We start from the raw sequence: 14,293 nt of genomic DNA on the forward strand, positions 1-14,293 counted from the left end.
CTTCGCGAAGGCGTGCAGGGTCGGTAGTGCCGAGGGCGCGCGCCGCCTCCCCGGGGGCGGCGGGCACGTCGGGCAGCGGTAGCTACTCCCAGAGGCCGACGCCGCGCTGCCCGCCGGACGGCGTGCCCGCGGAGCCGGGGCGGGGGGAGCCCCTCCGGCCGGCGTTCTCTCCGTGGTCCGGTCCGTATCGGCTTGGGTTACTCACGCGGCCTCATCAACTGGGGGACGGCTATGCGTCGTCCGAGCGTACTGTGCACCCGCGGCTGCGGTGGCCGGTGAGGCGAGGCTGCCCTTCCTCCGGCCTGCCGGGCGCGCGGGATCGGGGCCGCTGGCGTGCGGCAATTCGCGATCATGCTTCATGTCACACCCCCACGTTTCCAGTGGACGGTTCGGGTGCGGACGGCCGGCCGGTTCATTCCGGCGGCCGTCCCAGTGGGACCAGTGGCGCCAGGAGCGCGATGCGCTCCGACTCCCCGGTGCTGAAGGCGCGGCCTCCGCCGCGGCGGCAGGCCGGATCGCCGCGGTGGATCTGGCACCACCAGCGCGGCGGGGGGTTGCTCGGCGGCTTGTTCGGGTCGCAGTTGCCGTTGGAGAACGGCGACTGGCACGGCGGAAGGTCCCCGCCGGGGTCGTCGCCGCCGTCGCCCTGGCAGCGCGGATCGTGCCGGCCGATCGGGTTGTCGCACCACGGCGGGCGGCGGTCCTTCTTCTTCTTCTCCGGCGGCTTCGCCCACTTCTGCACGATCCCGCCCCACGCGGGCGGCGGGAACGCCTCGGCCTGCATGCCGCGCACCGCGTTCGACATGTAGGACCGCCAGATGCGGGCGGGGATCGTGCCGCCCTCGACCTCGCCGATTCCCGGCAGGATCACCGACTTCTTCTTGCCGTCGGGGCCGACCGCGTCGTTGTAGATCGTCACGGCGGTGGAGATCTGCGGGACGTACCCGACGAACCACGACGAGACGTTCCGGTCGGTGGTCCCGGTCTTGCCGGCCGCCTGCCGTCCGTCCGGTAGCGCCGCCGCCGTCGCGGTACCGCTCTTGATGACCTGCTGCATCGCGTACGTGGCGTCCGCCGCGACCTTCGCGCTGAAGACCCGGTGCTTCTCGACCTTCGGCTTCAGCCGGACCCGCTTGTTGTCGCTGTAGCGGACGACGCGGATCACGTGCGGCTGGTAGTACACGCCGCCGTTGGCGAACACCGCGTACCCGGCGGCCTGCTCGATCGGCCGGATGTTGTTGACGCCGAGCGCCAGGTTCAGGCAGCACTTGTGCGGCGTCAGCAGGTCGGACGCGATGCCGGCGTCGGTCTCGGTCTTGATCGCCTCTTCGATGCCGACCTTGCCCATCAGCTGGATGAAGGCGGTGTTCACCGAGTCCTTCGTCGCGGTGATCAGGTCGATCGCCGGGCCGACGTCATGGCTGTTCGGGACGATCACGGCGTTCGGGTCGCCCTTGGAGACCACGCTGCCGTCCGGGCCGATCGGCGTCTTCGACCGCCCCTCGACCAGGCTCTTCAGGCTGTAGTTCTGCTTCAGGGCGGTCGCCAGCACGTACGGCTTCATCGCCGACCCGGCCTGCGCCGAGCCCTGCCACACGTTGTTGAACGACTGGTCCAGGTAGTCGGGGCCGCCGTAGAAGGCGACCACCTCGCCGTTGGCGGAGTTCACCGACACCAGCCCGACGCGGATCTTCTTCTTCGCGAGCTTCTTCGGGTCGACCTGCGGGACGGTCTGCTCGGCCGCCTTCTTGGCCATCGCCATCCGCTTGCGGTCGAACGTCGTGTAGACGCGCAGGCCCTCGGTCGTGAGCTCCTTGCGGTCGATGCCCTGCCGGCGCAGCTCCTCCATCGCGCGCGTCAGCATGTAGCCGCGCTGGCCGCCGTACAGCTGCTTGTCGCTGCCCGGCTTGCTGATCTTCGGCAGCCGCTGCATGTACTTCGCGGCGTCGGCCTCGCTCAGCTTGCCCATCGAGACCATGCCCTTGAGCGTGTACTGGTAGCGCGCGGTCACCCACGCCTTGTTCTTCGTGTCCCCCGCGTCCCGGTTCGGGTTCTGGATGATGCCGCCGAGGACGGCCGCCTGGTCGGGCGTCAGCTCCCAGACGTTCTTGCCGAAGTACTCGCGCGAGGCGGCCTGGATCCCGTAGGTGTCGCGGCCGAGGTAGATCGTGTTCAGGTAGAGCTTGAGGATCTCGTCCTTGGTGTACTTGTCCTCGAGCTTCACCGAGATGAACAGCTCTTTGAACTTGCGGTTGACCGTCCGGTTGTTCGGGTCGGAGTAGTAGTTCTTCGCGAGCTGCTGCGTGATCGTGGAACCGCCGCCGGAACCGCCGGTCAGGTTGTCCCAGACCGCGCGGGTCGTGCCCTTGACCGAGAAGCCGGGGTCGGTGCGGAAGCTGCGGTTCTCGGCGGCGAGGACCGCGTCCTGGACGAAGGTCGGGACCTGCTTCAGCTCGACGCTCTGCCGCTTCTTGCCGATCCGTCCGATCTCGGTGCCGTCGGTGTAGTAGAAGATGGACGCCTGGTCCTCGACGCCCGCGACCGTCGGCTCGGCGGGCGTGGGCGTGTTCGTGTAGGCGACCCAGATCAGCGTGATGAACGCGGCGAAGCCGAGCCCGCAGACGCCGGCCACGATCTTCCAGGACGGGATGAAGCGCCGCCAGCCGGTCTCCCGGGACCGCAGGTGGCCGAGGAACCCCTTCTTTCCCGGGGGCGGCGGCGTCCCATGCCGCCCGGGCCCGCCCGGACCGCCGGGTCCTCCGGGACCGCCGGGTCCTCCCGGCCCTCCGGGGCCGCCGGGACCAGCGGGGCCGACCGGCCCGCCGGACCGGTTCGCCGCGCGGACGCCCTTCCCCTGGAACTTCGCGGTGAGCTTCGCCCCGAGCTCCTGCCCGGCCTTCCCGAGCTCGCCGAGCTTGTCCTTGACGCCGGGCTTCGGCGCGGCACCGGCCGCGCCCGCCATGCCCATCCCGGCCGCGGCGCCCATCCCGGGGGGACCGCCCATTCCGGGCGGCCCGTTCATCGGCCCCGGCCCGCCGGGCCCGAAGGGCCGTCCCGGCGCACCGCCGTTGGGCCCGGACGGCCCACCCGGCTGCATCGGTCCACCCTGCGGCGACTGCATCGGCCCGGCCTGTGGAGGCTGCATCGGTCCACCCTGCGGGGGCTGCGCACCGCCCATGGGGAACCCGCCCTGCTGCCCCGCCCCGCGCTGTGCGGGAAGACCGCCGGGCCCTGAGGGGCCACCGGACGCTCCGAACCCGCCGGGCGCACCCGGCCCGGAGGCCCCGCCCTGGCCGAGGGGACCGCCCGTCCCGTACTGCGGGCCCGAACTGGGGAACCCGCCCTGCCCGGGAGATCCGCTGGGCACGCCTCCACCGGGACCGGACGGACCGCCGGACGCGGGGAACGCACCGGAGCCCGCCGGCCCGCCCGGCATGGGCTGGCCCGTCGCGGGCTGGCCGAGCGCGGCCGGCCCTGAGGGCGGGGAGGCGTGGCGGCCCGCGGCGGGAGGCGCCGGCGGGATCGCGGGAGTCGGCGCGGTCGGCGCGGCACCGCCGAGCGGCGCGGGGGCTCCTCCGCCGGGGGCGGCGTGGCCGCCCGGAAAGCCCGGACCGTCCGCGGAGCCGGGGCTCTGCGGCGCGCCGGGGGCGTCATCGGTACCCGGACGCCCGGGATCGCCGGGACGGGGGTTCTGCTGCCCGCCCGGCCACTGCGACCCGGGTTCCGGTCGGGGCTGGCTTGGATTACTCACGCGACCTCATCGACAGGGGACAACGGTTGTTGCCAGTGGCCCGGGGCGGCCTCCGGCCCTTGTTGCGACTCGTGCGCCGTCCGAAGAGTACTGTGCGGGCTGGTGAGCGGGGGGAGCGCATGCATGGTGAAGTTCCATCCCGGCTGGTCAACGCCCCTTCCGACGAAGGCGGCCGGGTTCTCCTTCCGTGCTGTCCGCCGCCCGGGACCGTGTGACGGACCAGGTGGATCCTGGCGCAACTTTGACATATTTCCGCCGCATACACCCTGAATTCGGCGTATTCGGCGTCCGACCTCGGCGGCCGCGCCGGTCCGCCTCCCGGAAGATCACCTTCGCGGTCGGACGCCCCGACGGCGGACGGGCGGCGAGCGGGCGGGACGGACGGTCATGCCGTGCAGTACGCCTCCCGCATCCCCACGGCTCGATGCGGCCCAAGCTGAGCCAGGGGCGGATCCAAGGCATCGCCAACGCGGCCCCAACGGCCACCCCGATCACACCGGCCGAAGACTTCCACTTGCCAGGACGGGACCTCGTACGTATCTTGTCGATGTATCGAGCCGATACATTCGCTCGATACATCGGATCGAGACATCGGTCTCTGCGAGAGAGGGAACCGGATGGCGGCCAGGAAGGGCGCGGGCGTGCTGGAGCTCGCCGTGCTCGGCCTGCTGCACGAGGCCCCCATGCACGGCTACGAGCTGCGCAAGCGGCTCAACGCCCTGCTGGGGATGTTCCGGGCGTTCTCCTACGGATCCCTCTATCCATGCCTGAAGCAGCTTCTCACGGACGGGATGATCGTCGAGGACCGTCCCGACGAGGCGAACGCTCCGCTGGCACTGCAGAGCCGCCGGTCGAAGATCGTTTACAAGCTCACCGCCGACGGCAAGGAGCGCCTCCAGCAGCTCCTGACCGAGGCCGGTCCGGCGTCGTGGGAGGACGAGGGGTTCGGCGTTCACTTCGCCTTCTTCTCGCACACCCGCGCCGACGTCCGGCTGCGGATCCTCGAAGGCCGGCGCAGCCGGCTGGAGGAGCGCCTGGAGAGCGTCCGCGCCGCCCTGGCGCGGACCCGCGAGCGCGTCGACTCCTACACCCTGGAGCTGCAGAACCACGGGCTGGAGTCGGTCGAGCGCGAGGTCAGGTGGCTCAACGAGCTCATCGGACGCGAGCGGGCCGAGCAGGAGCAGCAAGCACAGTCAGCCAAGCGAATTGATCAGGACATGCCTCGGGACGAGGGCCGCTGATCCGCGGCCCGCCGCCTTCGGGGGCGGGTGAAACACCACATGTTCCGCTAGAGAGAAGGAGCAACCGGATGGGTTCGGTGCGCGTAGCCATCGTGGGTGTGGGCAACTGCGCCTCTTCACTCGTCCAAGGTGTCGAGTTCTACAAGGACGCGGCCCCCGAGACGCGAGTCCCCGGCTTGATGCACGTCCAGTTCGGCGAGTACCACGTGGGCGACGTCGAGTTCGTCGCGGCGTTCGACGTGGACGCCAAGAAGGTCGGGATGGACCTGTCCGAGGCCATCCACGCCAGCGAGAACAACACGATCAAGTTCGCCGACGTCCCGCCGACCGGCGTGACCGTCCAGCGCGGCCCCACCTTCGACGGCCTCGGCGAGTACTACCTCGACATGGTCGAGGAGTCGGACGCCGAGCCGGTCGACGTGGTCCAGGCGCTGAAGGACGCCGAGGTCGACGTCCTGGTGTCGTACCTGCCGGTGGGCTCGGAGGAGGCCGACCGCTTCTACGCCCAGTGCGCGATCGACGCCAAGGTCGCGTTCGTGAACGCGCTGCCGGTGTTCATCGCGAGCGACCCCGAGTGGGCCCAGAAGTTCACCGACGCGGGCGTCCCGATCGTCGGCGACGACATCAAGTCGCAGGTCGGCGCCACCATCACGCACCGCGTCATGGCCCGCCTCTTCGAGGACCGCGGCGTTGAGCTGCTGCGCACCTACCAGCTCAACTTCGGCGGCAACATGGACTTCATGAACATGCTGGAGCGCAAGCGGCTCCAGTCCAAGAAGATCTCCAAGACGCAGTCGGTCACCTCGCAGATCCCGCACGAGATGGCGAAGGCCGACGTGCACATCGGCCCGTCCGACCACGTGCCGTGGCTCGACGACCGCAAGTGGGCCTACGTCCGGCTGGAGGGCAAGTCGTTCGGCGACACGCCCCTCAACCTGGAGTACAAGCTGGAGGTCTGGGACTCCCCGAACTCCGCCGGCGTGATCATCGACGCGGTGCGCGCCGCGAAGATCGCCAAGGACCGCGGCATCGGCGGCCCGATCCTGTCCGCCAGCTCCTACTTCATGAAGTCGCCGCCGGAGCAGTACAACGACGACCAGGCGCACGACGCGGTGGAGAAGTTCATCCGCGGCGAGGTCGAGCGCTGAGCCGAGCCGGGAGACCGGCCGCCGAGCAGGCCCGACGGCCCGCCGAGGCGCTGATCGCGACTCCCTGAGAGTCCGATCACAAAATCCCCAAGGGACGCCCTGAGAGTGGACACTCCACTGTCAGGGCGTCCTTACTTCTAGAGAGAAAACGGTGATGTACCGGCCCTTTGTCACTCTGTGGCCCTACTGTGACACCGCCGGTGACTGCGCGCCAGGTTCCGAGTGTCCGAGGTGAGAACGTGACGGCACGCCAGATGTACAAGGTGACAGTGGGGCTGACGGGGCTGATGGTGGGCCTCGCCGGATGCGCCGGGGGAGGTGACGACGCGTCCGCCGCGGGGCAGGGCCGCGAGGGCGGGACGCTGCGGATCATCGGGTCGTCCGATGTCGAGCACCTCGACCCGGCGTCCGTGGCCAGCGTCGGCGCGTACGGGCTCGCCCGCACCTTCGCCCGCACGCTGTTCGGCACGCGGGCGTCCAACGACTTCCAGGAGACGGTGCCCGTCCGGCCGGACGTGGCCGAGCGCCTCCCGACCCGCGAGAACGGCGACATCGCCAAGGACCGCCGCACCTACACGGTGCGGCTGCGCACGGGCGTGCTGTGGAACACCGAGCCGCCGCGCCCGGTGACCGCGCAGGACTTCGTCCGCGGGTTCGAGCGGCTCTGCAACCCGGCGGCGCCGTCGTCCGGCAAGGGCTACTTCACCTCGACGATCAAGGGGATGGACGAGTTCTGCCGCGGCTTCGCCGACGTCGACCCCAAGGATCCGGCGGCGATGGCGGCCTACCAGCGCGACCACGCGATAGCGGGCGTGCGCGCCAAGGACGACCGGACGCTCGTGTTCGAGCTGCGGCGCCCCGCCAGCGACTTCCTCAACCTGCTGGCGCTGCCGTACACCGCCGCAGCGCCGAAGGAGTACGACGCCTACGTCCCGGACGGCCCGCAGCTCCGGCAGCACACGATCTCCAACGGCCCGTACCAGATCACCGAGTACCGGCCGGGCCTGTCGTACCTGCTCTCCCGCAACCCGGCGTGGCGGGCGGCGGCCGACCCGCTGCGCGAGCGGCACGTCGCCAAGATCCGGATCACGCTCGGGCAGGACTCCCCGGAGGCCGTCCAGCAGCAGCTGGAGCAGGGCACCGCCGACCTCGCCTGGGACCAGCCCGTCCCGACGTCCGCGATCCCCCGGCTCCGCGACGACCCCCGCTTCGCGATCAGGGAGACGCCGAACAACAGCCCGTACCTGGTGTTCAACACGCGCAGCCCCAACAACGGCGGCGCGCTCGGCAAGCGGGAGGTCAGGCAGGCGCTGGAGTACGCGGTCGACCGCAGCGCCCTCATCAAGATCGTCGGCGGGCCGTCGGTGGCGCGGCCCCTGCACACGGTGATCCCGCCGGGGAACTCCGGCTACGCCGCGATCGAGCACTACGCGACGCCGGGCGAGTCCGGCGATGCCGCCAAGTGCCGGGAGCTGCTCGGCCGGACGGGCCACGCCGAGCTCAAGCTGAAGTTCCCGTACCGGACGAACAGCGTCCACAAGCTCATCGCCCAGTCGATCGCGCAGAACCTCGACGCCTGCGGGGTCGAGGCCGAGCTCATCGCCGACTCCGGCGGCTCCTTCTACGCCGGCACCCTCGGCACGCCCGCGCGCGGCCGGGCGGGCGACTGGGACATCGCCGCCCCCGGCTGGGTGCCGGACTGGTACGGCAACAACGGCCGCTCGATCATCCAGCCGCTGTTCGACGGCCGCACCTACGGGCAGAACTCCACCAACTACGGCGGTTACGACAACCCGCAGGTCAACGCCCTCATCGACGCGGCGCTGACCGCTCCCGACGCTAGCCGCGCGGCGGGGTACTGGCAGCAGGCCGACCAGAAGATCATGGAGGACGCGGCGATCGTCCCGCTGCTCGACCGGTCCCAGACGCTGTTCCACTCGTCCCGCGTCCACGGCGCCCTCTACCTGCCCACCACGGCCGGCTACGACTACACCCGCCTCTGGCTCAACTGATCCCGCCCGGTAGAGGCCGGGCGAGGGAGACGGCGGTCACTTGAACGATGTGCAAGTGGTATCTACGGTGGAGTCCATGCCTCGCGACACCCTCACCCGCGACCAGATCGTCCGCACGGCCGTCGCTCTGCTGGACGACGAAGGGCTCGAAGGCCTCAACATGCGCGCCCTGGGCAAGCGGCTCGACTCCGCCGCCACCGCCGTGTACTGGCACGTCAAGAGCAAGGACAACCTGGTCCTGCTGGCCACCGATCGGGTCTGGGGCGAGCTCACCCTGCCCGACCCGGACACCGTCGGCTGGCGCGCCGCCGCCACCGCAATGGCCGCCGACCTGTACCGGATGTTCACCCGGCACCCCTGGCTCGTGCAGGTCTTCGCCGCGCACCTCGTCTACGGCGAGAGCAAGGCGCGCCACGACGAGCACCAGCTCGCCGTGTACGAGGCCGGGGGATTCACCGGCGCGGACGCCGACCGGGCCGCCGCCGCGGTGTTCACCTACGTCCTCGGCAACGCGGCCGGCGTCGCCGCGACCGCCTCGCTCACCCGCGGCCTCGACCGGAACGGCGGCGGCGCCCGCGAGCACGTCGACGCGGCCATGGCGCAGGCCAGGGAGATCGCCGAACGCTTCCCACGCCTGCGCGCCCGCCTGGACACCGCGGCGGCGACGGGCTACGCCGCGTCCCCCGACCAGACCTTCGAGTTCGGCCTCCAGGCACTCCTGGACGGCCTGGAACGCAGCACCTCCCACCCCGAATGACCGACGCCGCGCCCCGATCGAGGACGGTGGCGGCGTCCAGCGCCAGTCCGCCGACTCGCTCAGGGGTGGAGCGCCCGGAGCCGAGGACGTCGCGAGGGCCGGGAGTGGGGGCGTGGCGGGTGTGGCAGCGCATACCCTGATCAGATGCGTGCGGGCGAGTTGCGGGGGATCCTGCGTGGACGGGATTTCCAGCGGCTGTACGCGACGCGGCTGGCCTCGCAGCTCACCGACGGCGTGTTCCAGGTGGCCCTCGCCGGCTACGTGTTCTTCTCCCCCGAACGGCAGACGACGGCCGGCAAGGCCGCGGCCGCGTTCGCGGTGACGCTGCTGCCGTACTCGGTGCTCGGGCCGTTCGCCGGGGTGTTCATCGACCGGTGGCGGCGCCGGCAGATCCTCGTCTGGACGCCGGTGCTGCGGGCCGTGCTGGTGCTGCTCGTCGCGGGCCTGGTCGCGGCCGGGCAGGACGGCCTCGGCTTCTTCCTCGGCGTCCTCGTCGTGCTGGGCGTCAACCGGTTCTTCCTCGCGGCGCTGTCGGCGGCGCTGCCGCACGTGGTGCGGCGCGAGCAGCTGGTGACGGCGAACGCGTTCTCGGTCACGTCCGGGACGATCATCTCGTTCGCCGGCGCGGGGATCGGCTACCTGCTGCGCCGCCTGTTCGGGGCGGGGCACGAGGGCACCGCGCTGATCCTGGTCGCCGCGGCGGCGTTGTTCCTGCTGGCCGGGCTGATCGCGACGACGCTGCCGAAGGGCCTGCTCGGGCCGCACACGGCGGCTGGCGAGCGGGCGGAGGCGGCACCGGGCGTCCGGGACGCGCTCGGCGGCGTCCTGCACGGCCTGGTGGCCGGGGGCAGGCACATCGCGCGGCGCCCGCAGGCCGCGCTCGCGCTCGGCGCGATCTCCTTCCACCGGTTCCTGTACGGCGTCATCCTGATCATGACGCTGCTGCTGTGCCGCAACCACTTCGCCGACGACCCCGACCGGGGCCTGGAGGTGTTCGCGCTCATGCTCGGGGTGTCCGGCGCCGGATACTTCGCGGCGGCGCTGATCACCCCGGCGGTGGTGCGGCGGATCAGCAAGCAGGCGTGGACGGCGTGGCTGCTCGCCGGGGCGGCGCTCAGCCTCCTCCTGCTCGGGACGCCGTTCACGGAGCGCCCGTGGGCGGCCGGTGCGTTCCTGCTGGGCGTCGTTTCGCAGGGCGTCAAGCTGTGCGTCGACACGACGCTGCAGGAGCTGATCGACGACGAGTACCGGGGCCGGGTGTTCGCCGTCTACGACATGCTGTTCAACGCGACGTTCGCCGCCGCTGCGGCGGCCGCAGCCGCCTGGCTCCCGTCCGATGGCCGTGCCGTACCGACGCTGCTCATGGTGATCGCCGCGTATGCCGCAGGGGCGGTCGCCTACCGGACGGCGGCGTCCCGCATCCGCCGGCCCGCGCACGCCCTCCGCTGACCGGAGCCGACGCCGGTCAGAGGGACTCCGCGATGGCGTGCATCGCGGCGGCGATGTGCAGCACCTCGTCCTCCGTGCAGACGTACGGCGGCATCGTGTAGACGAGCTTGCCGAACGGGCGCAGCCACACACCGTGCGCCATCGCGATCTCCTGCACGGCGGCGACGTCCACCGGCTCCCGCGCCTCCACGACGCCGATCGCGCCGAGGACGCGGACGTCCGCGACGCCCGGGAAGTCGGCGGCGTCGTGCAGCTCGCTGGTCAGGACCGCCTCGATGGTGTCGACCTCGTCCCGCCAGTCGCGGGACAGCAGCAGGTCGATGGACGCGGACGCGACGGCCGCGGCCAGCGGGTTCGCCATGTAGGTGGGGCCGTGCATCAGCACGCCCGCCTCCCCGGACGAGATGCCCTCCGCGACGCCGTCGGTGCACAGGGTGGCGGCCATCGTCATGTATCCGCCGGTCAGGGCCTTGCCGACGCACATGATGTCGGGGGCGACCTCCGCGTGGTCGCAGCCCCACAGCTCGCCGGTCCGGCCGAACCCGGTGGCGATCTCGTCCAGAATCAGCAGCAGTCCGTGCTCGTCGGCGATGTCGCGCAGCGCCCGCAGGTACTCCGGCGCGTAGAAGCGCATGCCGCCCGCGCCCTGCACGATCGGCTCGACGATGATCCCGGCCAGCTCGCCCGCGTGCTCCTCGGCGAGCCGGGACAGCTCGTCCAGGTACGCCTCGTCGGGCTCGGCGGAGTAGCCGAGCGGAGGCGGAGCCGCGAACACGTGCTTCGCCAGGACGTCGCTGAACAGGTGGTGCATCCCGGTGACCGGGTCGCAGACGGCCATGTCGCCGAACGTGTCGCCGTGGTAGCCGCCCCGGACGGTGAGCAGCCGGTGCCGCTCCGGGCGCCCCTGCGACCGCCAGTACTGCAGCGCCATCTTGATCGCGACCTCGACCGCGACCGACCCGGAGTCGGCGAAGAACACCTTCGTCAGCGGCTCCGGCGTGAGCTCGACCAGGCGCTCCGCGAGCCGCACGGCCGGCGGGTGCGTGAGCCCGCCGAACATCACGTGCGCCATCTTGCCGAGCTGCCCGGTCACGGCCGCGTTCAGCTTCGGGTGGTTGTACCCGTGCACGGCCGCCCACCACGACGACATCCCGTCGATCAGCTCCGTGCCGTCGGCGAGCGTCAGCCGCACCCCGTCCGCCGACACGACCGGCAGCGCGGGCGCCGGCGCGGGCATCGGCGCGTACGGGTGCCAGATGTGCTCCCGGTCGAACGCCAGCATCCGCTCGGTCTCCCGCGGGCTCATCCGCCCGAGCTGCAGCGGAATCACGCCTCGCCCTCCCCGTCCGCGTCGCCCTTCACGGCCGAGTCGGAGGACGGGGCCGCCCCGTCGGCATCGGACGCCACGCCATCGTCGGCGTCGGCACCGGCGTCCGGGAGGAGGCCCTCGGCAGCGGCCCAGCGGCGGAGTTCCGCCGCGGCGGCGTCCTTGCCGATCATGCCGCGGTCGAGGCGGAGTTCGAGGAGGAACTTGTACGCCCGGCCCACGAGCGGGCCCGGCCCGATGCCGAGGATCTCCTGGATCTCGTTGCCGTCGATCTCCGGCCGGATCGCGGCGAGCTCCTCCTCCTCCGCGAGCCGGTCGATCCGCTGCTCCAGGTCGTCGTAGGTGCGGCGGAGCCGGTCGGCCTTGCGCTTGTTGCGGGTGGTGCAGTCGGCGCGGGTCAGCTTGTGCAGCCGGGACAGCAGCGGCCCGGCGTCGCGGACGTAGCGGCGGACGGCGGAGTCGGTCCACTCGCCGGTGCCGTAGCCGTGGAAGCGCAGGTGCAGCTCCACCAGCCGGGACACCTCGTTGATGACGTCCTTCGGGTAGCGCAGCGCGGTCAGCCGCTTGCGGGTCATCTTCGCGCCGACGACCTCGTGGTGGTGGAACGACACCCGGCCGCCGGCCTCGAACCGGCGTGTCTTCGGCTTGCCGATGTCGTGCAGCAGCGCGGCGAGGCGCAGCACGAGGTCGGGCCCGTCCTGCTCCTGCGCGATCGCCTGCTCCAGGACGATCAGCGAGTGCTCGTAGACGTCCTTGTGCCGGTGGTGCTCGTCGATCTCCAGGCGCAGCATCGGCAGCTCCGGCAGGACGTGCGCGGCGAGGCCCGTCTCGACCAGCAGCGCCAGGCCCTGCCGCGGGTAGCGGCCGCAGATCAGCTTGGACAGCTCGTCCCGGATCCGCTCGGCGGAGACGATCTCGATGCGGCCCGCCATGTCCTTCATCGCGCGGACGACGTCGGGCGCGACGGTGAAGCCGAGCTGCGAGGCGAAGCGGGCGGCGCGCAGCATCCGCAGCGGGTCGTCGCTGAAGGAGTCCTCGGGCCTGCCGGGCGTCCGCAGGACCTTGCGCTGCAGGTCGGTGAGTCCGCCGAACGGGTCGACGAACTCGTGGCCGGGCAGCCGCGCGGCCATCGCGTTGACGGCGAAGTCGCGGCGGCGGAGGTCCTCGACGAGGGACGTCCCGTAGGAGACGTCCGGCTTGCGGGACTTCGGGTCGTAGGACTCGCTGCGGTAGGTGGTGATCTCCAGCTCGACGCCGCTCTTGCGGAGGCCGACCGTGCCGAACTCGATGCCGATCGTCCAGTGCGCGTCCGCCCAGTCGCGGATGATCTCCAGGGTGCGCTCGGGCGGCGCGTCGGTGGTGAGGTCGACGTCCTTGGTCGGACGGCGCAGCAGCGCGTCCCGGACCGGCCCGCCGACCAGCGCCAGTTCGTGACCGGCCGCCGCGAACAGGGCGCCGAGGTCGTCGGCGACGGGCGCGATGCCGCGCAGCAGCTCGGCGATCGCGATGCGCCGCGAGGACTCTGGGGTCACGTTCTGGTTGGGCACGGCCATCGAGCGTATTTCCTTGATTGACGGGCTGACAAAGGACTTTATGGCGATCGGCGGGGGTCCGCGCGAGAGCCTTTGCGGGGCCGGAGCCGGACGCGCCCCTTCACATGCCGCGATCTCCGGGTTACGTTCTGGGCACCCCGATGACGCCAGCGCGACCGCCGGTGAACCTCCCGCACGACAACGGTAGCGGGATCCCAAGGGCCCCGGTCCGCCGCACGTGCGGCAGAGGCGCATCACAAGGGTTTACGTGACGTATGACGCGAGTTAGGCCACTCGTTCCGGGTATGTGGGGATATCCCCCACAGAGTGCGAAGCACGGGGACACAGCGAAACCAGTTCCGGGGGTGAGCGGGGAGACCCCCGCGGGATGGAGCCCAACATGAAGGACGCTCTCGCCATCCACCGCGCGCTGCTCGAATGGGAGATCCTGCACGAGATCGTGCGGCTGCCCGTCGCGATGACCACCGCCGACGAACTCCCGAAGGCCCTCGGGCTCCCGGCGGAGCGGTGCCTGGTGACGCGCGTCTACGCGTGCGAGGGCGGCAGGGCGGGCGAGAGTGTCCACGCATATGAGGGCGGCCGCGCGGGCGACGGCGTCCTCGGGCGCGACGGCGTCCTCGGGCGCGACGGCGGCCGGCGAGGCCGCCGCTTCCTGGCGGGAGTGATAGTCCCGGCGGGCCGGCGGCTCCCGGCCGAGGCGGTCCGCCGCGCGGTCGGCGCCCGCACCGTCCGGCCCGCGCACCCCGACCTCGTGAACGCCGTCACCGAATACGCGGCCGGGCTCGTCTGCCCGCTGCTGCTGCCCGACTCGATGCCGCTGCTCATCGACCCGCTGCTGGCCGGCGGCCTGGACACCGACGACGTCGTCTACACCGCGACCGGGGAGGCGTCGACCGCCCTCGGCATCCGGGGCGGCTCCCTGTACGCCCTGTGCCACGCGAAGCCGATGGACCTGCTGCCCGCCGCGTCCCTCCCGTCCCCCGCGGTCCCGCCCGCCCCCGCTCCCGCGGCGCCGTCCGCCGGCGAACCCGAGACCGCCCGCTCCGGCGCCTGAG

General features: G+C 71.7%; 9 protein-coding genes. 6 read left to right on the plus strand and 3 right to left on the minus strand.

Annotated features, from left to right (window positions below; translation table 11 throughout):
- Positions 1-412 precede the first annotated feature (412 nt).
- Positions 413-3,004, minus strand: a complete 2,592-nt coding sequence (locus AB0K34_RS21445; RefSeq protein WP_364550441.1) for a transglycosylase domain-containing protein — start codon at positions 3,002-3,004, stop codon at positions 413-415.
- A 1,364-nt stretch (positions 3,005-4,368) separates the two neighbouring features.
- Here AB0K34_RS21445 and AB0K34_RS21450 point away from each other — a divergent pair.
- The 5 genes from AB0K34_RS21450 (at position 4,369) to AB0K34_RS21470 (ending at position 10,358) form a co-directional block, all read left to right on the plus strand.
- Positions 4,369-4,992, plus strand: coding sequence for a PadR family transcriptional regulator (locus AB0K34_RS21450; protein ID WP_138636278.1), 624 nt, complete (start codon positions 4,369-4,371; stop codon positions 4,990-4,992).
- 68 nt (positions 4,993-5,060) lie between these two features.
- Positions 5,061-6,140: an inositol-3-phosphate synthase gene (locus AB0K34_RS21455; protein ID WP_138636279.1), complete on the plus strand. Its 1,080-nt coding sequence runs from the start codon at positions 5,061-5,063 to the stop codon at positions 6,138-6,140.
- A gap of 239 nt (positions 6,141-6,379) precedes the next feature.
- Positions 6,380-8,152 (plus strand): ABC transporter substrate-binding protein, encoded by a 1,773-nt coding sequence (locus tag AB0K34_RS21460; protein ID WP_364550443.1) that lies wholly within the window; start codon positions 6,380-6,382, stop codon positions 8,150-8,152.
- Positions 8,153-8,228: 76 nt separating this feature from the next.
- Complete coding sequence (locus tag AB0K34_RS21465; RefSeq protein ID WP_364550445.1) at positions 8,229-8,909, plus strand: TetR/AcrR family transcriptional regulator C-terminal domain-containing protein; 681 nt, start codon at positions 8,229-8,231, stop codon at positions 8,907-8,909.
- 144 nt (positions 8,910-9,053) lie between these two features.
- Positions 9,054-10,358, plus strand: coding sequence for an MFS transporter (locus tag AB0K34_RS21470; RefSeq protein ID WP_301176745.1), 1,305 nt, complete (start codon positions 9,054-9,056; stop codon positions 10,356-10,358).
- Between the two features lie 16 nt (positions 10,359-10,374).
- Here AB0K34_RS21470 and bioA read toward each other — a convergent pair whose 3' ends face one another.
- Positions 10,375-11,688, minus strand: a complete 1,314-nt coding sequence (bioA, locus tag AB0K34_RS21475) for an adenosylmethionine--8-amino-7-oxononanoate transaminase (RefSeq protein ID WP_301176746.1) — start codon at positions 11,686-11,688, stop codon at positions 10,375-10,377.
- Complete coding sequence (locus AB0K34_RS21480) at positions 11,685-13,238, minus strand: CCA tRNA nucleotidyltransferase (protein ID WP_301176747.1); 1,554 nt, start codon at positions 13,236-13,238, stop codon at positions 11,685-11,687. Before AB0K34_RS21480 ends, bioA begins: the two co-directional genes overlap by 4 nt.
- Positions 13,239-13,617: 379 nt before the next feature.
- Between AB0K34_RS21480 and AB0K34_RS21485 the strand changes: the two genes are divergently transcribed.
- Positions 13,618-14,292: a YbaK/EbsC family protein gene (locus tag AB0K34_RS21485; RefSeq protein WP_138636283.1), complete on the plus strand. Its 675-nt coding sequence runs from the start codon at positions 13,618-13,620 to the stop codon at positions 14,290-14,292.
- The last annotated feature ends 1 nt before the right edge of the window (position 14,293 follow it).

The organism is Actinomadura sp. NPDC049382, from assembly GCF_040677125.1.
GTDB classification, from domain to species: domain Bacteria; phylum Actinomycetota; class Actinomycetes; order Streptosporangiales; family Streptosporangiaceae; genus Spirillospora; species Spirillospora geliboluensis.

Excerpts from the sequence above, each read along its gene's own strand:
- AB0K34_RS21450 (WP_138636278.1), top strand. The coding sequence starts at position 4,369 with ATGGCGGCCAGGAAGGGCGCGGGCGTGCTGGAGCTCGCCGTGCTCGGC.
- AB0K34_RS21480 (WP_301176747.1), bottom strand. The coding sequence starts at position 13,238 with ATGGCCGTGCCCAACCAGAACGTGACCCCAGAGTCCTCGCGGCGCATC.
- AB0K34_RS21465 (WP_364550445.1), top strand. The coding sequence starts at position 8,229 with ATGCCTCGCGACACCCTCACCCGCGACCAGATCGTCCGCACGGCCGTC.
- AB0K34_RS21445 (WP_364550441.1), bottom strand. The coding sequence starts at position 3,004 with ATGGGCGGTCCCCCCGGGATGGGCGCCGCGGCCGGGATGGGCATGGCG.
- AB0K34_RS21470 (WP_301176745.1), top strand. The coding sequence starts at position 9,054 with ATGCGTGCGGGCGAGTTGCGGGGGATCCTGCGTGGACGGGATTTCCAG.
- AB0K34_RS21455 (WP_138636279.1), top strand. The coding sequence starts at position 5,061 with ATGGGTTCGGTGCGCGTAGCCATCGTGGGTGTGGGCAACTGCGCCTCT.
- AB0K34_RS21485 (WP_138636283.1), top strand. The coding sequence starts at position 13,618 with ATGAAGGACGCTCTCGCCATCCACCGCGCGCTGCTCGAATGGGAGATC.